Below are 20,331 nucleotides of genomic sequence, written 5' to 3'. Positions count from 1 at the left end.
TACAATTTAATATCTCAACCTATTAAATATATAAAATATGGCAAATGTACTTTGGTTACAAGGTGGTGCATGTAGCGGAAACACCATGTCTTTTCTGAACGCCGAAGAGCCTACTGTAGTTGATCTAGTCACAGACTTTGGGGTCAACATCTTATGGCATCCTTCCATTGGTCTCGAAATAGGCCATCAAGTCACACAGGTTTTAGAAGATGTTATTTCAGGAAAAGTTGCCTGTGACATTTTCGTATTTGAAGGCAGTATTATTCAAGGACCTGGAGGTACTGGAACCATGAACTATTTTTGTGAAAGACCAATGATGGATTGGGTGAAAGAAATTTCGGCCGTTGCTGGTTTTGTAGTTGCTATTGGCGACTGTGCAACTTGGGGCGGAATTCCTGCGGTAGCACCTAACCCTTCAGAATCAACAGGTATGCAGTTTCTGAAAAAAGAAAAAGGCGGCATATTGGGAGCGGGCTTTGTATCTAAAGGCGGTTTGCCAGTAATCAACATACCAGGTTGTCCGGCCCACCCTGACTGGATCACTCAAATATTAGTTGCTATTTCTACGGGAAGAATAGGCGACATAAAAATTGATGAATACCACAGGCCAAGTACGTTCTTTACTGATTTTGTACAAACTGGATGTACCAATGTCGTAAACTTTGCCAACAAAATTGATGGAGCCTTCGGGAAAAGAGGCAATGGATGCTTGTTTTATGAAGTAGGTTGTAGAGGGCCAATGACCAGAGCGAGCTGTAATCGTATCCTTTGGAACCGTCAGTCGAGCAAAACCCGTGCTAATCACCCTTGTTTGGGCTGTACTGAGCCTGGTTTTCCTCACCACGATTTGCAGAAAGGCAGCGTTTTCAAAACACTTAAATACCTTGGATTCCTTCCTCAAGATGTACCCGCGGGTAACTCTAAACTAGGTTATTATTTAAGGGCAGGCTTCGAAAAAACCATGCATATGGCAGAAACTGCGGTGGGAGTTGTAAAAAGCCACAGTGAAAGTTCAATCTAATCATATCTATTAACCAAATTTATAACATCATAGAAATGGCAATTTCAAAAGAATTAAATATATCGCCAGTAGGTCGTGTAGAAGGCGACCTCGACGTAAAAGTATATATGGAGGACGGTGTAGTAACCCGTGCTCACACTCAAGCAGCTATGTTCAGAGGCTTTGAGAAAATTATGGAAGGCAAGGACCCACAGTCTGGTCTTATAGTTACACCTCGTATTTGTGGAATTTGTGGAGGTTCTCATTTATATTGTGCTTCATCAGCATTGGATACCGTTTGGCAAACGCAATTAACTCCTAATGCTCTTTTGCTTAGGGCATTAGGTCAGGCTTGTGAAACCATTCAGAGTATTCCGAGATGGTTTTATGCCATCTTTGCAACAGACATGGCAAATAAGAAATTTGCAAATCAACCCCTATACGCAGAAGTGGTAAAACGCTGGTCGGCTTATGTAGGCACGTCATTCCAGAGTGGCGTTACTGCCAGTGCATTGCCAGTTCAGGTCTATGCAATTTTTGGGGGACAATGGCCCCATTCAAGTTATATGGTACCTGGTGGCGTAATGTGTGCTCCTACTTTAAAGGATATCACAAGAGCTCATGCGATTATGAATCAATTCAGAAAAGATTGGTTAGAAACTACTTTTTTGGGCTGTTCAATAGAAAGATATAGACAAATAAGAACTTGGGAAGACATGTTGGCTTGGGTGGATGAAAACGAAAGTCAAAAGAATTCAGATCTTGGTTTGTTCATAAGAGCTGGAATGGAGTTTGGCTTACACAAGTTTGGCCAAGGTGTCGGTAAGTTTATAGCTTATGGAACCTACATTCACAAAGACCTTTGGAACAATCCTAAAATAGAAACACGCCAACATGCGGTAATTAGTCCTGGCGGATTTTTTGATGGTAAAAATTTCCATGATTTTAATCACCTCAATGTGCAGGAACACGTAAGTCATGCATGGTACAAGGACGTAGAGGCTGCCCACCCATGGAACGAACCGCTTCCGACACCAATGCCGTCGCAAAATTTATTGAATACAGATTTTAATTCTAAATATAGCTGGTCAAAAGCACCGAGATATGATGGATTTGCGGCCGAGGCTGGTCCACTTTCAAGAGTGATTATGAATGCCAATCCATCTAATGAAAAACACCAAATTCAAGATCCGTTGTTTTTGGATATCATGGAAAAATTAGGCCCAAGTGTATTTACCAGAACATTGGCAAGACTTCATGAAGCTCCTCGTTTATATGATTATATAGATGAGTGGTTGAGACAAATTGACCTGAATGGTGATTTTTATATCAAACCAACCGAAAGAGATGGAAAAGGTTTCGGAGCAACCGAAGCTGCTCGTGGTGCTTTGGCTCACTGGATTGAAATAGAAAACGGTGTCATCAAAAATTACCAAGTAATGGCTCCTACTACTTGGAATGTTGGTCCAAATGATGATAAGGGAAATCCAGGTCCAATAGAAGCGGCATTGGAGGGAACTGAAATAGAGGATCCGCATGATCCAGTGGAGGTAGGTATGGTAGCCCGTTCTTTTGACTCATGTTTGGTGTGTACAGTACATGCTCATGATGCCAAGAGTGGTACAGAATTGGCTAAGTTTAAGCTCTAAAAAAAAGATTATAATTTTTGAAAGGTGGATTTTTGAGCCATTTTGGTTTTAGAATCCACCTTTTGGTTTAACCTAAACTTTGATGAATAAAACGGCTATAATGGGTTTTGGAAACCCTTGCAGAAGCGACGATGGCATTGGCTGTTTTGTAATAGACCAACTCAGGGCTTATGTTGATGATGAAAATGATGAAATCAGTCTCTTCGACATGGGTACTTCTGCTTTTGAAGTGCTATTTAAACTCCAAGGCCACAACCGCATTATTATCGTAGATGCAGTAATCAATACCAATGAACCTCCAGGAACATTGTACAAACTGCCCGCCTCAGAGATTGACGCCGCCATCCAAGATGACCCTATGGTGTTTCTACATGGATTGAAATGGGACCAAGCTCTTTCCTATGCAAAAAAAATACTAACTACAAATTACCCTACCGATATTGAAGTGTATTTGATTGCTGTGGATAATCTAAAGTTGGAAATAGAAATATCTGAGGATGTAAAAAACGCTGGACAAAAAGTAATAGATTTAATTACTGAAAACCTAAAACTCAAAAAGTGGTAATATGTTAAGTCTTAAATCTGGTCATTTGTTGTTTGAAAGTGAACTTGTGACTGACCTTTTTGGAAATGAAGAACAAGTAAATATGGTATTTTACGCAGAACGAAATACTTTACTTATAGCAGCACAATCAAAGACTTTTTTTGCGAAATTACACAAGACCAATTGGACGGCCTTAAAACTTAGAAATCCCAAAGGCGACAAAACCATATTTCTTAGAGATTTATTGATGGACAATGATCTCGATGAAAGCGACCGAATTTTAAATTATCAAATAAAAAATACCGGAATAATTGAAATTCACTTGGAGAATTAAAAAAATATACCTTAAAATTTCAACAAAGTTTAAAACCCTTAACTGCTATAATGATTACTATATTTACGGATAAGACCGATTTGGCTAAAATTCAGTCTTTGATAGATTCCGAGCCGAACTTAAATGAAATTGTTTTTGCAAAACTATTGAATGAGCAGAGCGATGATAAAGATTTTTTAATAGTAGAGCATCAAATCATTAAAGTTCCGATTAAATGGTCAGATGAAAATCCGCCGTTTTTGTTTTCTAACGAAATCCAATATTCTGATTTGAACTTATTAGCTTTGGTTTATTTAAACCTAAACAATTTCGAGAAAGCATATCATTTTGCTGCAAAAAATCCAGATCTTTTGTTTGACATGGATTTGCACAACAGATTGCAGAATAACATAGTTCTGGATTTGCCAGAAGATTTCCCAAATAACCCTTTTGAAATCTCCAAAGCCTATAAAAATGCCCATAATATAGCAGTTTTAGCTCATTACGGAAATTGCTCAAAGTATTTTAGCTCTTACCAAATCGAAGGATTTTATAAAAATGCCTTAGATTTAGCACCAAATGGAGAGTTTAGGGCTTTTACGGGCAAGCATTATGCTACTTTGATGCTAGATGGTGACAATCTGGTTTTAGCCGATGAAATCTTGGCCAAAAGTCTAGAAGACCACATTTCTGAAGATGCAAAATTCGAGCTTTTGAGTATTCAGTATGCCATTTGGATTAAACAATTGGTGGTTCCTTATGACCAAGACTTATTAGAAAAGACTAAAAATGCCATTTGGGAAGTGCTCAAATATCACGAAGAGAAAGAGAATACCATTCAAATCGCCCTTTTGTTAATTGATGCTTCACATGTTTCTAACCTTGAAAATAGTTTCTCTGAATCTTTGGGCTATATCTCTAGGGCCATCAATATCCTCAGCAACGAAAATATTCCTGAACTTCTAGCCAACGCCCAATATCACAAAGGGGTTTTACTTTTTACTTGGGCTCAAAGCGGCAGCCCTCAATTTTACAGGCCAGCTATGGATGCTTATTTGCAAGCCTTAAAGGTCTTTAATCAATACGATACGCCCGAGGTCTTCGCCGAAATTCAACACCATTTGGGTGTCATTTATTCCGAAATTCCTGACGAAGTAAAGAAAAAAAGTATTTGGGCAGCGGTTTCTATCAGCTCTTTCAATCAAGCTCTTGATTTTTTCACGAGAGAAACTCATCCATATGAATTTGCGATGATTTGTAATAATTATGGCAATGCATTTACCAAATATCCAGAAGGTGTAAAATCTGATAATTGTGCTAAGGCACTTGGTTATTATCGCAAATCTTTAGAAATCCGAACAGCTGAAGATTTTCCAACCGAACGTGCCTTAACTATCCTAAATTTCTTGGAAGCGGCATTGTACGTTACTCAAAACGATACCACGGATGGCCAACTTCTGCTTGATGAAATGACCAGCCTAGCCAAAGATATACAAAAGTTAACTCTTGACCCAAAATTGCTCGAAGATGCAGAGAGGCATTTGCAAAATATATTAAATTTAGAAAAAATTTTCTAAACCAGATAAAATTCTGTCATCTGGAAGATTAAATACATAAATTTGTCTAAAGTAGAAAAGATAAAAATTCTGGAATCAAATGCATGAGATTTCCTTGGTAAGAAATATTTTTAAAACGTTGGAAGATGAGTTTCCTCTTGATTTTAAAAAATTAAAAAAGATTTATTTGAAGGCTGGAATTCTATCTAATGTTCAGCCCATTTTAATGCAAAATGCATTTGAAGCAGTACAAGCTGACCAGCCAGAATATAGAAATGCCTCTTTGGAAGTTGAAGTATTGCCCATACTCATCTATTGCGACGACTGTAAAAAAAATAGCCCCGTAGAACAATACAGATTTATTTGTAGCTGCGGTAAACCAAGTAGAAATGTGGTGCAGGGCGAAGAATTGCTCATAAGTAAAGTTGAATTTGAAGATTAAAAATTATAAACCGATGGACCAATCAACCCCTAAGTCAAATAGAATGCCCACTGGCTCTGTTCAGTGCGACAACACCACATTACATTTACTAAAAGCCAACGATTTTGTAGCCAAAGCTATCAGAGACCGGCTAAAAAATATATTGGTAATTAATGTTTGTTCGTCGCCGGGTAGTGGCAAAACCACCTTGATGCAAGAAACCGGCCGAAGACTAAAAGACAAAATAAAAATGTCGGTTTTGGTAGGTGATCCAGAAACGGAGCGAGATGCCATCAGAATCAGAGAAGCAGGTATAGACAGTTTGCAAATAGTCACTGGCGGCATGTGTCATATTGAAGCCCAGATGGTACTGCAGGCTTTAGATTTCATGCAACTAGATGCCGTAGATTTACTATTCATTGAAAATGTCGGAAATCTAGTTTGTCCGGCAGCGTTTGATTTGGGCGAAGACTTTAGGGTGACTTTAATTGCCTGCACTGAGGGCGACGACAAACCCAAAAAATATCCGAGGATGTTTCTCACCAGCGAAATGATGTTGGTTTCAAAATCAGACATATTGCAGTATTTGCCTTTTTCGGTAGAAGCCGTAACCAAAGACGCCCGAGATATTAACCCAGATTTGGAGGTAATCACAATCTCAAGTCTTAATGGCGAAGGAATAGACGAATGGTGCGAATGGTTGATTCAGAAAGTAGAAAAAAAGAAACAGTCTGTATTAGAGACCATAAACTAAAAATGGAACTAACGCTCACATTAGAGGAACCTTGTTCTACTTCAATTTCAAATTTTTTGATAACTATCAAAGGAATTGTTCAAGGAGTAGGATTCAGGCCTTTTGTGTATAGAGCAGCCAAAAAGTTTAGTTTAAAAGGCTATATAAAAAACGACTTGGAGGGCGTATCCATAGTTCTAAATGCTTCAAAAATAAATAGTGAATCATTTTTAAATTATGTTTTAGAAAATGCACCTGAGAAATCCAAAATCCTGAAATTTGAGATAAAGGAATCTGACTATGAAGAGTTTGATGACTTCGAAATCATTGAAAATCAAAAAATAGGAACTTCGGTTTTATGTCCTACACCAGACTTCGGTTTGTGTGTATCATGCAAACAGGAGATTTTTGATGAAAACAATAGACGGCATGAATATGCTTTTACCACCTGTGCGGTCTGTGGTCCTAGGTATTCCATTCAAACAGCTTTGCCATTCGAACGGGTAAATACATCCATGCACAATTTTGCGTTTTGTTCAGATTGTGATGAAGAATATACGAATCCTGAAGATGTGAGATTCCATGCTCAGACCATTTCTTGCAAAAGCTGTGGCATAAAAATGAGTTTGTTTGATCATAATGAAAACCTAATCGAAATTCCGCAAGAGCAAATGCTCGACAAAGTGGTAGACCTTTTAAAAGCCCAAATGATAGTGGCCGTAAAAGGAATCGGTGGTTTTTTATTACTCGCCGATGCTACTCAAGCCGCTGCTGTTCAGAAATTAAGAGAAAGAAAACACAGGCCTACAAAACCCTTTGCAGTATTGGTTGAAAATATAGAAAAGCTGAAGCTAGAAGCTATAGTTTCTGAAAAAGAAATAGAAGCCTTGGAGAGTTCAATGGTTCCAATTGTTATATTAAATCAATTACCTACTAGTCATATCTGTAGCGAAATCAATCCGAAAATAGAAGCTATAGGGCTTATGATGCCAAACTCCCCACTTTTGGCATTGATTAGTCATAAAATGGGATTGCCTTTATTGGCCACTAGTGGAAATATTAGTGGAAATCCAATAGTTTTTGATAATCAAAAAGCGATTTCTGAGCTCAAATCACTTGCTGATTTTATACTGATTAATGACCGTGACATCATTCAGCCTCAGGATGATTCAGTTGTAAAGTTTACAAAAAAACACCAAAAAAAGGTGGTGATTCGTCGCAGTAGAGGGCATGAAATTGGTGTCAAGAATTTTGATTTTTCTGAACAAATGTTATTGGCTATGGGTGCCAATATGAAAAGTACGTTTGCTCTGAAAACCAATTATAATGTTTATGCGAGTCAATATTTGGGTGATTTAGAAAATTTCGAAACCCAACAAAACTATCTTCTAACCTTAAATAGATTTCTTGATTGTTACACCGAAAACGATTTAAAGAGTCCCGTGGATAAAGTTATTGTGGACTTACATCCCGGCTATTTTTCTGCTGAATTTGGAAAGACTAAAGCAGAGGAATGGAGAATACCGATTCAAACTATACAGCATCATGAAGCACATTTTACGGCCGTATTAGCAGAGAATGACCTTTTAGAAACCCCTGAAAAGATAATGGGAGTAGTTTGGGATGGTACAGGACTTGGGATAGATGGCAATATTTGGGGCGGAGAGTTTTTTGTTTATGAAAAAAAAGAAATTCTGAGAGTTAATCATTTTGGATATTTTGATTCGATTTTAAACGATAAAATGGCCAAAGAACCTAGACTTTCGGCTTTGTCATTGCTGAAAAATTCGAATATTGATGAGGATATTATAAGTGAGAAATTCACAGAAATAGAATTTGATTTTTTCAGGAAGATTCTCCTTAACAATACTTTAAAAACTTGCTCCGTAGGGAGGATTTTTGATGGCGTAGCTTCTATTTTGGGATTGATTGATGTTCAAACTTATGAAGGTGAAGCCGCTATGTTATTAGAAAATTTGGCGTTTCGATTTTTCAATACACATGGATATGATTGGAATGAATCGTATTTTTATCAATCCGTAATAACGGAATTAAATATTACTCAAACGCTTGTCTTAGGTATAGTGAATGACCTAGAAAATGGCAAAGAAAGGGCTTTTGTTGCTGCTAAATTTCATATTTCTTTGGTAGATATGGTAAGCAAAATTGCCGAGTACAATGCCGCAAAGATTTTAACTTTTAGTGGCGGTGTTTTTCAGAATACACTGTTAGTAGATTTATTAATAGAGCATCTTCAGGGTCGATTTACCTTGTTTTTTCATCAAGATTTATCACCGAATGATGAATCTATTTCATATGGTCAGATTTTTCATCCTTCAATAAATTAAAATATGTGTTTAGCAATTCCAGGAAAAATAAAATCAATTGAATACCAATACAATGGCTTGGTGAAAATGGCCCAAGTAGTTTTTGGTGGAATCACCAAACAGGCCAGTCTTGAGATGCTACCAGATGCTGAAGTTGGCGACTATGTGCTTGTTCATGTGGGTGTGGCTATTAGCAAAATTGACGAGGACGAGGCCAAGAAAACATTTGAATACCTAAAAGAAATAGGTGAATTGGATGAGTTGGTTGAGTCGTCTCAGATTGAGCGTGATGGAGGCTCTTGTGCACTTTAATTATTTCTTTTTCAGAGGTTTAAAGTCAAATTAAAAAAGATATATTTATGAAATACATGTCGGAATATAGAAGTTCAGAGGTTGTAAAACAGTATGTTGATGAACTTCACAAAATAACCACCCAGCCTTGGACTATCATGGAGGTTTGCGGTGGACAAACCCATAGTTTGGTTAAAAACGGTATTTTGGATATCATTCCCAAAAACGTTAGAATGGTACACGGTCCAGGCTGTCCCGTGTGTGTTACTCCTTTGAATTTGATAGATAAGGCGGTTTATTTGGCCGAAGAAAAAGGTGTAATTCTTTGCTCTTACGGAGATATGATCAGGGTGCCAGGTTCTAAACGCAGCCTTCTGGAGTCGAAAGCCAGAGGTGCAGATGTCAGGATTTTGTATTCCCCTCTCGAAGCCGTAAAAATTGCTCAAGAAAACCCAAATCGTGAAGTGGTATTTTTTGCAGTAGGATTTGAAACTACCGCTCCGGCCAATGCACTTTCGGTGGTACATGCCAGACGAGCTGGGGTAAAAAACTATTCTATACTCGCATCACATGTCCTTGTGCCACCTGCTATGGAGGCCGTTATGAACGATGAAGATACACTTATTCAAGGTTTTTTAGCCGCGGGGCACGTATGCACCATCATGGGGATTTCAGAATATGAGCCTTTGGTAAGAAAATATAATTTACCGATAGTAGTAACGGGTTTTGAGCCAGTAGATTTACTTCAAGGTATATTGATGACGGTCCGTCAGCTTGAAAAAGGAGAAGCAAAATTAGAAAACCAATATAGCAGAGTAGTAAGACCTGAGGGTAACCCCGATGCTATAAAAGTAATTAATGAGGTATTCGAAGTGGAAGATAGAGAATGGCGTGGAATTGGAAATATACCACTGAGCGGTTGGGAGGTTAGAGATGAATTGGCCATGTATGATGCAAACAAAAAGTTTGATGTAAACATCGTAAAAGTACCTGAATGTGCAGATTGTATAGCTGGCCTCGTATTGAAGGGCATTAAAAAGCCATTTGAATGTAGTCAGTTTGGTACAAAATGCTCTCCAGAAAAACCACTCGGTGCTCCAATGGTGTCTTCAGAGGGTGCCTGTGCGGCCTATTATCATTACTCAAATGCCGGCGATCTTGCTGAGGCATAGACCCAAACTATTAAGATTTTTATTTAAAAAAAAATGGATAAAATAAAAATGCAATTGAACTGCCCGATGCCCCAACTAGATTTTGAGGTGATAACACTCGGGCATGGTTCAGGTGGGATTTTGACCAATAAATTGCTTGAAACGGGCGTATTTAAATTACTTGAAAATCCATTGCTAAATCAAAAGCACGATGGTGCAGTTTTTGAGTTAAAGGGTCAACTGGCTTTTTCTACAGATAGTTATGTTATATCTCCCATTTTTTTTCCTGGAGGAAATATTGGCGAATTGGCGATAAATGGAACTGTAAATGACTTGGCTATGTGCGGAGCTATTCCGAAATATCTCTCGCTTAGTTTTATTATTGAAGAAGGCCTCACTATGACCGAGTTTTGGGATATTTTGGTCTCCATAAAATATGCCGCCGAAAAAGCAGATGTGCAGATTGTAACTGGTGATACAAAGGTGGTTGAAAAAGGCAAAGGAGATAAGATTTTTATAAATACCTCTGGAATTGGCCAAGTACATTCCAAAGCGAATATTAACATTTCGAACGTTAAAGTTGGCGACAAAATAATTGTTTCTGGTAATATTGCCACGCACGGGGTGGCCATTATGTCGGTGCGTGAAGGTTTAGAATTTGAAACATCCCTAGAAAGCGACTCACAGAATCTAAACCATGCCGTTAAAGTATTATTAGATGAATTTGGAGATGCCATACATCTGCTCAAAGACCCAACTAGGGGAGGAGTGGCAACAGTGTTGAATGAGGTGGCAAGAGATACATATTTAGGAATGGAACTGACACAAAACTACTTGCCGATACTCGAGCAAGTAGAAGGAGCTTGCGAGTTGCTAGGTTTAGATCCACTATATGTAGCCAATGAAGGTGTTTTTATGGCAATTGTTGCCGAAAACCAAGCTACAGATATTTTGAATAAATTAAAGTCTATTCCAAATTTCGAAGATGCTTGCATCATAGGAAATGTAGTGGCGGAGCACCCAAAGCAAGTAATTTTGAATTCAAAGATTGGTGGTAAAAGGGTAGTGAATATGTTGGTAGGCGAGCAGCTACCACGCATCTGTTAGTTTATGAATTTGAATATTGATATTGATAATTTCTCATCACCGTATTCTACTCCAAGCGATGAGAAAAAGGAGTCCACATTTCATCTTTCGCTGGAGGGTTTACCGCCAATGGTGAAAACCTCCGATGTGTTCCGTGGAGATAAAGGAAATCCATTTCTGGCTCCAAGAGGCGTTTGGTCAGTAGGCGAAAAGCTAATAGTTTCTGATACAGGTCAAAATAGAGTTTTTGTTTGGAATAATTTTCCTGAAACTGAGTTTGAAGCTCCCGATGTGATTTTGGGCCAAACTGAACTTTTGGATACGGGTCGAAACGCTGGAAAAGAAACTTCTGCTTCAACGCTACAATATCCTTCTGGAATATGGTCTGATGGCAAAATATTAATTATTGCGGACGCATGGAATCACAGAGTCTTGATTTGGAACGAATTTCCGACCAATCATGGCCAAGAGGCAGATGCGGTTATCGGTCAGCCAGATTTTGAAAGCAATCTTACCAACCACAAAGGTTTGGGCCAAATACCTGAAGCAAATACTTTGAACTGGCCTTACGGGGTTTTTTCAGATGGAAAACAGCTTTGGATTTGCGATACCGGAAATAGAAGAGTGCTATATTTTGAACAAATCCCTCATACAAATTTCGCTTGTGCAGATAAAGTCATAGGAAAACTGGATTTCAATGACCGCGATTATGAAAACAATGACCCCATTTGGCCCTACTCGCTAAGAATCAACGAAAAGGGAAATCTGGCTATTACAGACACACAGTTTTATAGAACATTAATATGGAACAATCATCAGGATGCATTTACCGAAAAGGCAGATGTTTTGATTGGACAAAATGATTTTGATGCTTGCGGTCAAAACCAATATGCTCTTTTTCCAAGCCCCTGTTCTCTGAGCTGGACCTACGATTCGTTTTTTTATAAAGATGGAATTCTGGTGGCAGATACGGGAAATAGCCGAATTTTGTGGTTTCCAAAAGTACCTACAGCCAATGCAGAAATGGCCGAAAACCTCATAGGCCATCCAAGATTTAATATCAGCAGCGAAAACTCCGAAACACGTTTTGGAACAGATAGACAACTGTATTGGCCCTTTTCAATTTGTACCAATGGCAATAAATTAATATTGGCAGATACGGGCAATCATAGAATTATAAGGTTTGAACTAAACGATTTTATAGCATGAATGAGCTTTTTATTCTTGCCACTTCTATTGGATTTGCACATGCCTTCGAAGCAGATCATTTGGTGGCAGTAAGTAGTATAGTTACACGTAGAAACAATTTTTGGCTTTCTATAAAAGATGGCATTTTTTGGGGCTTAGGGCATACCTCTATTATCTTGATTGTAGGGATAGTTTTTATTTTAGGCAGATTTATAATTCATGAATCAGACTTTGAATTTTTTGAAGCCATTGTAGGGTTTATGTTGGTTGTCTTAGGTTTTTGGAGGCTATTTCAAATTAATAAAAGTAAAGAAAAGCATCAACACAATCCTGATGGCTCGCACAAATTGGCCTACGGTATAGGAGCTGTGCATGGTTTGGCAGGCAGTGGAGCGGTGCTTTTAACAGCACTGACCCAGTCAAAAAGTAGTTTTGATGGATTACTCTATCTTCTTATTTTTGGAGTAGGGTCTATATTAGGTATGATGGTGGCTGCTGGTATTTTTAGTATACCCTTCTCTACTAAAATCATGAACAAAAAGTGGATTCCGGTATCACTGAGTATAGTTTCATCGCTTTTATGTATTTTTTTTGGAAGTATAATTATGTATAAAAACCTTATTTTATAAATGGAAACAAACTACGATGAGACCGAATTTGTGGCCTATGCATTAGGTCAGATGGATTTGAAGATTTTGGAACGAAAGGGCAATGTCTTTGAATTAGAAAACGGCTTTACTTTGGAGGTAGAACGAAAAGACTTGTATAAATTATCCTCCGAAGGTTGGGTAATTTCACCATTTGATGATATTGGTCACTTGATTGATTTTGTAAAGAAAAACACTAAATCCACTTATGAAGGATAGATTTGAAGTAAATATTATAGGCCTATCGGAGAGCGAATCACAGAAAGGATACTATGTTTTGGTTCTTGAAGAAATTATTAGTAAAAAGAGGATTCCACTAATCATTGGACAGGCAGAAGCCCAATCGATAGCTATTTTTATGGAAAAATTATTTCCCAGCAGGCCACTCAGTCATGATTTGTTCAAGTCTATTTTATTGTCCCTCAACGCCACTGTAAAAGAGGTTTACATAGAAAAAATAATAAATAACACTTTTTATACAACTTTAGTCATTCTTGATGCCAACCAAATCACCCATGAAATAGACGCTCGTCCCTCTGATGCCATATCCTTGGGTTTAAGGTTTTCGAAGCCCATTTATATCAGCCGTGAGGTTTTTGAATCAGCTGCATTTGAAGTAGACGAAAAAGGCCGAGAAAAAAAAGGGTCTTATGCAGAATTTAGCATTAAAGAGCTTGAAGGACTTCTCGAAAAACTCATAAAAAAAGAAGATTATGAAAGTGCAGTGAGGGTGAGAGAGGCTATCGAAAGAAGGAAGAGTCTAGAATAATTTTTAATTTAAATTGCCCAGCTTATTGATATTGTTTTTTGTTGAGTTTTGAGTTATAACAGATATTTGATATTCTTTAATTTTTGGGGATAGTTTTGAGAAATATTCGAGAGTCACTTTTATTTTTTTTGTCAATTATTCAATACAGACTATTCAAGTCGGAACCAAAAAATAGGTATTTCAGGCATATTTGGATAAGTATGATGAGGCGTTACGTTCATAAAATCGTACCTGCTGTCGGAATTGTTATAGGTTAAGAATCATAGGTCTTATCAAATTCAACGGTTTTTAGTGATGTATTTTTTTAGATAGTGAAAAGAGATTGATCTAACTAAAGAGGCCTACGGCATGGCTTTGGGGTATTTGAAGGGTAAGTTTTGAGAATTAACCAATTTTTGAAAAAAGGAAATGGTGGATATGCATCATTCCCTTTTTTTGTTTGTCTCAATCTAATTTGTAAACGATTGGCATATTATAATAAACTCTTACGGGTTTGCCTTCTTGTATTCCAGGTTTCCATTTGGGCATCATTTTTAAGACCCTTATAGATTCTTCCTCAAGGCTTTGACATAAGCCTGTCAAAATTTCAACTTCACCTACCGAGCCATCCTTTTCTATTACAAATTTTGTAAACACTTTTCCTGAAACATTTAATTTTTGTGCTAAATCAGGATATTTGATATTTTCACCTAGAAACCTATACAAATCGGCTGTAGAGCAATCTTCATCATCTATTGAATTTTTATTTTTTCTTTGAGAAGTTCCAATAAAGCAAGGAGAATGGTCCACGGTGGTATAAATCTCAGATTTCGCAATTTCATTACTGACTGAGCCATTTTCCGAATCTGAAACTAGTTTTTTTGGGTTTGATTTAACCCTCTTTATTAATTTGTCTTTTTCATAAAACCATGTTTCTTCTAACATGCCAGTATTGTCATAATATTTGTTTTCCCCTTCTGAAAGTCCCTCAACAAATATTTCTTCTTCCTTAATTTTGCCATTGGCATGATAAGTTTGCCACTTCCCGACCTTTTTTCCACTCAGGTAGTATCCTTTTTTCTCAATCTCTCCAGTAGTGAAAAAATCTTTACTTGGACCTTCTAGCTTACCCTTAGCATAATAATATAAGGACCTCAGTTTTCCAGACGAATCAATTCTTACCCATTTTCCTTCCTCGTTGTTGTCAACAAAATTACCAACACTATAACTGCGATTCGAATAAACTACTCTAAGGCTTTTTCCATCTTTAATTTCAAGTTTTTTATCTTGATATCTGGTTTCTGATAATAAGAGTTGTTTTTCTGGATGAAAAAGTCGGAGAATGTATCGTTCTTCTTTTTCGCTATAACTTACCATGTAATGATACCAAAATTTTAGAGGTTTTTCTCCATCTTCGAGAAAAGGTTGATACAAAGGTTTAAAGTTATCATGGGTCTGATCAAATGGGCCAAAAAACGATTGGGAATTTGCTGAATAATTGATCAAAAATAAACAAGTTATTAATAAGTTGGATTTGGTTTTCATTTAAAATGGAATTTTAATATTCTGCAAAATAAAAGAAATCACTTTCATTTTTCAAGAGGAATAGCAATAAGTTGACATTCTTCACATAAACTATTTGAATCTTGATATTCCAAACTGCTAGCCCCTAAATTTGGCATAAAGCCTGAATAAATCTCTTTGGGGAAATCATAAAAAACATATTTTAGTCCAATCCATAATTTTAGTAGATGAAATAAACATCTTATGGTTATTTTTTGAAAAAATATAAAATATCTTTGTTGATAATACTCAGATTTTAAATTTTCGAATAAAACATAATTTATAATATGAACAGAAGAGAACTCATTCAGCGGGTTACCGTGATGCTTGGAGGCGTAATGGCTGCTCCACTAATGGCTGGAGCCATGGGACAAGTACTGAATGCCGAGCCAGGTTTGGTGGCAGATGATCTGCAAGAAAAACTTTTGGCTGAGGTGGCTGATATTATTATTCCTGCTACTTCTACTCCCGGTGCTAAAGAAGCTGGAGCTCATAATTTCATTGTGAGAGTGGTGCGTGATTGCTACACAAAAGCCGAACAAAAGAAATTTTATGATGGATTAGCAAAGTTGGATGATGACAGCAAATCTAAGTTTAGAAAGGGTTTTGTGGAATTGACATTGCCACAAAAAAACGAAATGATAGAAGATGCCACTGTTTATAACAAAGACTTTTTCAGAGAAATGAAAAACCTTACTATTACGGGCTATTTTACATCAGAAATCGGTGCTACGCAGGCTTTGGCTTACGACCCGATTCCAGGTAAGTTTGATGGCTGTACAAGATTAGAGAAAGGTCAAAAAGCCTGGGCATTATAATATTCAATTCTTAATATAAAAACATCATGAATTTAAATATAGATGCCGTAAAGGCTCAAACGTTCGATGCCATCGTGATAGGCTCTGGTATTTCAGGTGGGTGGGCTTCTAAAGAACTTACAGAGAAAGGATTGAAAGTATTGATGCTTGACAAAGGAAAGCAGCTAGAACATGTCAGTGGCTATGAAAATGCCATGAAAAATCCTTGGGATACCATGTACAATGGTCGTTTGACTGTTGCCCAGAAAGAATCACATCCAAAGTTAGCAAGAGATTATCCTTACAACGAAAACACCGAAAAATATTGGATGAATGACTCGCATTCGATGTACCAAGAAGAGAAGCGTTTCGACTGGTTTAGACCAGACATCGTCGGTGGCAAATCTATCATGTGGGGTAGACAGTCGTACAGATTGAGCGACATTGACTTTGAAGCCAACTTAAAAGAAGGCATAGCGGTGGACTGGCCTATTAGGTACAAAGACATAGCACCTTGGTATTCTTATGTGGAAAAGTTTGCTGGTATTTCTGGTGAAAAATTAGGTTTGCCTCAATTGCCAGATTCTGATTTCTTGCCGGCGATGGATATGTATTGCGTAGAAAAGGAAGTGAAGAAAAAAATAGCAGAGCATTTTCCTGGAAGAATAATGACCATTGGTCGTGTAGCCAACCTTTCTGAAGCTCAAAAAGCCCAGACTGGTGTAGGTCGTTCGGGCTGTCAATATCGCAACAAATGCTCATTGGGATGTCCTTATGGTGCATATTTCAGTACACAATCTGCCACCTTGCCAGCTGCCATGAAAACTGGAAGGTTAACCGTTAGACCAGATTCTGTTGTAAAAGAAATTATGTACGATGAAAATAAAAACCGTGCAACAGGTGTAAGGGTGATAGACACAAATACGCTAGAGGTTATAGAGTTTTTTGCCAAAATTGTATTTGTAAATGGTAGTACATTAGGCTCAACTTCAGTTTTGTTGAACTCAACTTCAAACAGATTTCCAAATGGAATGGGCAATGATTCGGGCGAATTAGGGCATAATTTGATGGATCATCACTTTAAAATTGGAGCTAGCGGCGAGTGGGAAGGCGGAAAAGACAACTATTACTTAGGTAGAAGAGCAAACGGAATTTATGTGCCTCGTTATAGAAATATCGGTAACGACAAACGCGATTATGTGCGTGGATTTGGCTACCAAGGTGGCGGATCAAGAGCTGGATGGAACCAAGGCACTGAACCAATGGCATTTGGTGCTGACATGAAAGAATCATTAACCAAACCAGGTCCATGGAGAATGGGGTTAAGTGGCTTTGGAGAATGCTTACCTTATCACGAAAACCGTATGTATCTCCACAAAACCGAAAAGGATAAATGGGGACTGCCTATAGCCGTTTTTGATGCTGAGTTTAAAGAAAATGAGGCTAAAATGCGTATTGATATGCAAAACGATGCACAAGAAATGCTTGAAAAAGCAGGAATGAAGAATGTTCGTTCCTACGACAATAAATCTTATCCTGGCATGGCCATCCATGAAATGGGAACCGCCAGAATGGGCCGTGATCCTAAAACTTCGGTTTTAAATGGAAACAATCAGTTGCATTCAGTTCCGAACGTTTTTGTTACTGACGGTGCCGCTATGACCTCAGCTTCATGTGTCAATCCATCTTTGACTTACATGGCACTAACAGCCCGAGCGGCTGATTTTGCTGTGAAAGAATTGAAGAAGAGGAATATTTGATAATATCTCAGTGAAAGTAGAAAAGACTCTTTAAGATAGCCTGAAGAGTCTTTTTTTATTCATTCGAAATTCAAAAACTCACACAAAAACTCAATTTAGCATTGAATGGCGTTCCTGGCGTGAAATGAATTTCTTCGACTGAATTTAGTTCATTCTGCAAACGGCTTTCGGTAGCAAATTGGGTTTCTTTCCATTTTGTATTAAAGATATTTTGCACGGAAAGTCCAATTGAGTAACGATTCTTGGAATAATTCAATAAAGCATCACTTACGAAATAGCCTTTGGCGACGATGCTATTGTCTTCGTTGGCTGGTCTATCTCCTACGTAACGATATCGTAAACTTCCGCTGATACCTTTGTCATTTTTAAGCGTTAAGCCCCCAATACTTGTCCATGTTACAGCAAGAGGAATTAAGTTTTGGCCTTCAGTTTCGCCGATGACTCTTGGTTTTGCATAATTTACATCTGCATCAAAAAACAAGTTTTTTGATAGCTGATAACGCATAGACACATCAAAACCTGTTCTTTTTGATTGTCCAGAAGGTTCAACTACTCCAGCATCGCCTACATACACAAACTCTTGATTGAGCCACAAATACCAATAAGCGGCGTTGATAATCATCTTTGGAAAAGGTTTCCAAATTGTACCTAAATCTGAGCCATAAGCGGCCGGTAAAATCTCCAAACCGTTTTGCTCGACAACTGCACGGGTATCATTTGAATGAAAACTTTTGCCGAGATTTAGATAAAATTGCAAGTTTTTATTCTTGGTATAATATAAATTTAACTTAGGCGAAACGATGGAAGCATTGGCTTTAAAAATTGTATTATTTTGTAATTTATCAAGGTGTTGATTTTTGAAATAGTCGAATCGAAGCCCCGCCGTGAGCGACAATCTTGGGCTTAGCTGAATTGTTTCATCAATATACGCACCTACGTTTGCTTCGTTTACATCGCCCAATTTGATACTTTCAAGTAGTGTTGTTTTATCTCTTGTGCGTGAAAGTTCCGAATCTTTGGTTAAATCATGTCTGTAATTTACGCCAATATTTAAAGTTGCTTGTTTTGAGCCTAAACCGTGAGCAATCGAATAATTCGAGTTATATCCCCATAAATTTCTGCCTTCTTTTTGCTTAATTTGGTCGCCATTGATGGGGTCTTCCAAGAAAAAAGTAAAGTTTGAAAACAGTTCAAAATTATAGTTCGAGTAAAAAACTTGGTTTTTCCAAACGTGGTTTCTTTTGGTTAAAGTCAGAAATTCAGCATTGGCGTTTGTTCGGCTGGTTGTTCCGCCTTCATTTGGGTCGATTGCTCCGTAAAAACCTATCAAACCAGCCTCAACGGCACGGTCGGGAATTTGTCCTGACGCATTCCATTTACTCCAAAATGTAGATGCGGTGAATGTTAAACTTGTATTTTTGGTAATATGCCCGTGATATTTCCCCATTAAATTTAGGCGATTGAACGCTTGCGGAGCATCAAAATATGCATCCGAATAATTGTATTCACCTGCTAAATAGGCGTTTTGGTTTTTTTCTTGGACTTTCTGACCTAAAATATTAGCAGCACCTACCAGACGGTAAGTATTAAATTGGCCTACTTCTACTTTGGCAAAATTTTGTTCTAAAACTTTTTTTGTGCGAAAATTTGCCCAACCTGCGGTGCTAAAATTTCCTTTTTCGGCATCGTAAAGGCCCTTTTTAAAATCTACGCCATCAATCAATTCGGGGATAATAAAATGAGCGTCGGCATAACCTTGTCCGTGTGCATGCGAAACCATATTGATTGGCACGCCATCGGCAGTTAAATTAATATCGGTGCCGTGGTCGATGTCGAAACCACGTAAGAAAATCTGTTCGGCTTTACCACCGCCAGCGTGCTGACCAATAACTAAACCTGGAACAATTCTTAAAACTTCTTGCGAATTATTGATGGTTCGGAGTTTAATATCCAAACTCGAAATGAGCTGTTGATGTTGTGGATTTGCGGCCGAAACTTTTACTTCTTCGAGCGAAAACTCAGCAATTTTCAAGGAAAAAGATATGTTACTTGCTTCATCTTCTTTAACAATAATCATCTGATTTTGAGTAATGTAACCCATAAAAGAAACTTCAACTTTATAGTGAGCTGAAGAAAGATTATTGATTTGAAAAAAACCAGATTCATCAGTAATTACACCACGATTTTGCCCAACGAGACTAATATTCGCTCCTCTTATGGGTAGTTTTGTTTGAGCATCGGTTACTTTTCCAACGATGCTTCCGAGGTGAGCAAAAGTAGAGCTTGTGATGAAGAAAAATAGTAGTGTTTTGAATAATTTCATTGTTTGATGAATCTATTTGCAAAGAAAGATATTAAGTACTTTTGAGAATAAAGTTTCTCAAGGAAATACTTAGAAAAAATTTTCTAATACTTGAATCAGTCTATCCGCACATACTTTTTATTGCTCTCTAAAAAGTAACCGAATACTGCTCCAAAAATTAAAGCAGAAAAGACTCTTTAGGCTAGCTTGAAGAGTCTTTTTGTTAAAATCAATATGATTAATACTTATGCTTAT

The 20,331-nt window shown here is 37.6% G+C and carries 19 protein-coding genes; 17 read left to right on the top strand and 2 right to left on the bottom strand.

Translation table 11 applies throughout. The annotated features are described in order from the left end of the window. The first annotated feature begins 37 nt into the window (after positions 1–37). The 15 genes from EGI24_RS20220 to EGI24_RS20150 all read left to right on the top strand — a co-directional run bounded on the left by EGI24_RS20220 (position 38) and on the right by EGI24_RS20150 (position 13,675). A complete protein-coding gene (locus tag EGI24_RS20220; protein ID WP_255050433.1) occupies positions 38–1,021 on the top strand; it encodes a hydrogenase in 984 nt (327 codons plus the stop codon). A gap of 35 nt (positions 1,022–1,056) precedes the next feature. Then, positions 1,057–2,649, top strand: coding sequence for a nickel-dependent hydrogenase large subunit (locus EGI24_RS20215; protein WP_255050432.1), 1,593 nt, complete (start codon positions 1,057–1,059; stop codon positions 2,647–2,649). Positions 2,650–2,731: 82 nt separating this feature from the next. Further along, positions 2,732–3,214: a hydrogenase maturation protease gene (locus tag EGI24_RS20210; RefSeq protein ID WP_255050431.1), complete on the top strand. Its 483-nt coding sequence runs from the start codon at positions 2,732–2,734 to the stop codon at positions 3,212–3,214. 1 nt (position 3,215) lies between these two features. Then, on the top strand, positions 3,216–3,527 hold the full coding sequence (locus EGI24_RS20205; RefSeq protein ID WP_255050430.1) for a hypothetical protein: 312 nt from the start codon (positions 3,216–3,218) through the stop codon (positions 3,525–3,527). A 50-nt stretch (positions 3,528–3,577) separates the two neighbouring features. Then, positions 3,578–5,083: a hypothetical protein gene (locus EGI24_RS20200; protein ID WP_255050429.1), complete on the top strand. Its 1,506-nt coding sequence runs from the start codon at positions 3,578–3,580 to the stop codon at positions 5,081–5,083. A 79-nt stretch (positions 5,084–5,162) separates the two neighbouring features. Then, the gene (locus EGI24_RS20195) at positions 5,163–5,504 is read left to right on the top strand and encodes a hydrogenase maturation nickel metallochaperone HypA (protein WP_255050428.1); all 342 of its coding nucleotides are present in this window, start codon (positions 5,163–5,165) and stop codon (positions 5,502–5,504) included. Between the two features lie 13 nt (positions 5,505–5,517). Continuing rightward, entirely contained in the window at positions 5,518–6,237 is a 720-nt protein-coding gene (gene hypB, locus EGI24_RS20190; protein WP_255050427.1) for a hydrogenase nickel incorporation protein HypB, read from the top strand. 2 nt (positions 6,238–6,239) lie between these two features. Beyond that, positions 6,240–8,564: a carbamoyltransferase HypF gene (gene hypF, locus EGI24_RS20185; protein ID WP_255050426.1), complete on the top strand. Its 2,325-nt coding sequence runs from the start codon at positions 6,240–6,242 to the stop codon at positions 8,562–8,564. A gap of 3 nt (positions 8,565–8,567) precedes the next feature. Beyond that, positions 8,568–8,855, top strand: coding sequence for a HypC/HybG/HupF family hydrogenase formation chaperone (locus EGI24_RS20180; RefSeq protein WP_255050425.1), 288 nt, complete (start codon positions 8,568–8,570; stop codon positions 8,853–8,855). A gap of 47 nt (positions 8,856–8,902) precedes the next feature. After that, positions 8,903–10,006: a hydrogenase formation protein HypD gene (gene hypD, locus EGI24_RS20175; protein ID WP_255050424.1), complete on the top strand. Its 1,104-nt coding sequence runs from the start codon at positions 8,903–8,905 to the stop codon at positions 10,004–10,006. Between the two features lie 33 nt (positions 10,007–10,039). Beyond that, positions 10,040–11,092 carry a hydrogenase expression/formation protein HypE gene (gene hypE, locus EGI24_RS20170; RefSeq protein WP_255050423.1) on the top strand — a complete coding sequence of 351 codons (1,053 nt, stop codon included), beginning with the start codon at positions 10,040–10,042 and terminating at the stop codon, positions 11,090–11,092. Between the two features lie 3 nt (positions 11,093–11,095). Continuing rightward, positions 11,096–12,280, top strand: coding sequence for a hypothetical protein (locus EGI24_RS20165; RefSeq protein ID WP_255050422.1), 1,185 nt, complete (start codon positions 11,096–11,098; stop codon positions 12,278–12,280). Next, positions 12,277–12,888 (top strand): urease accessory protein, encoded by a 612-nt coding sequence (locus tag EGI24_RS20160; RefSeq protein ID WP_255050421.1) that lies wholly within the window; start codon positions 12,277–12,279, stop codon positions 12,886–12,888. Before EGI24_RS20165 ends, EGI24_RS20160 begins: the two co-directional genes overlap by 4 nt. Continuing rightward, entirely contained in the window at positions 12,889–13,125 is a 237-nt protein-coding gene (locus EGI24_RS20155; protein ID WP_255050420.1) for a hypothetical protein, read from the top strand. It abuts the gene before it with no gap. Beyond that, entirely contained in the window at positions 13,115–13,675 is a 561-nt protein-coding gene (locus tag EGI24_RS20150) for a bifunctional nuclease family protein (RefSeq protein WP_255050419.1), read from the top strand. The genes EGI24_RS20155 and EGI24_RS20150 overlap by 11 nt, the downstream gene beginning before the upstream one ends. Positions 13,676–14,119: 444 nt before the next feature. Here EGI24_RS20150 and EGI24_RS20145 read toward each other — a convergent pair whose 3' ends face one another. Then, positions 14,120–15,199: an energy transducer TonB gene (locus EGI24_RS20145; protein WP_255050418.1), complete on the bottom strand. Its 1,080-nt coding sequence runs from the start codon at positions 15,197–15,199 to the stop codon at positions 14,120–14,122. Between the two features lie 305 nt (positions 15,200–15,504). Here EGI24_RS20145 and EGI24_RS20140 point away from each other — a divergent pair, with 305 nt between their 5' ends. Next, positions 15,505–16,035: a gluconate 2-dehydrogenase subunit 3 family protein gene (locus EGI24_RS20140; protein ID WP_255050417.1), complete on the top strand. Its 531-nt coding sequence runs from the start codon at positions 15,505–15,507 to the stop codon at positions 16,033–16,035. Positions 16,036–16,061: 26 nt separating this feature from the next. Further along, positions 16,062–17,774, top strand: coding sequence for a GMC oxidoreductase (locus EGI24_RS20135; RefSeq protein ID WP_255050416.1), 1,713 nt, complete (start codon positions 16,062–16,064; stop codon positions 17,772–17,774). 70 nt (positions 17,775–17,844) lie between these two features. Here EGI24_RS20135 and EGI24_RS20130 read toward each other — a convergent pair whose 3' ends face one another. After that, the gene (locus EGI24_RS20130) at positions 17,845–20,097 is read right to left on the bottom strand and encodes a TonB-dependent receptor (protein WP_255050415.1); all 2,253 of its coding nucleotides are present in this window, start codon (positions 20,095–20,097) and stop codon (positions 17,845–17,847) included. Between the last annotated feature and the right edge of the window lie 234 nt (positions 20,098–20,331).

Source organism: Lacihabitans sp. CS3-21 (assembly GCF_024343675.1).
In the GTDB taxonomy this organism is placed as follows: Bacteria; Bacteroidota; Bacteroidia; order Cytophagales; family Spirosomataceae; genus Leadbetterella.
Note: the sequence above shows the minus strand (reverse complement) of the source record. Positions and strands in the feature narration are given on the sequence as shown.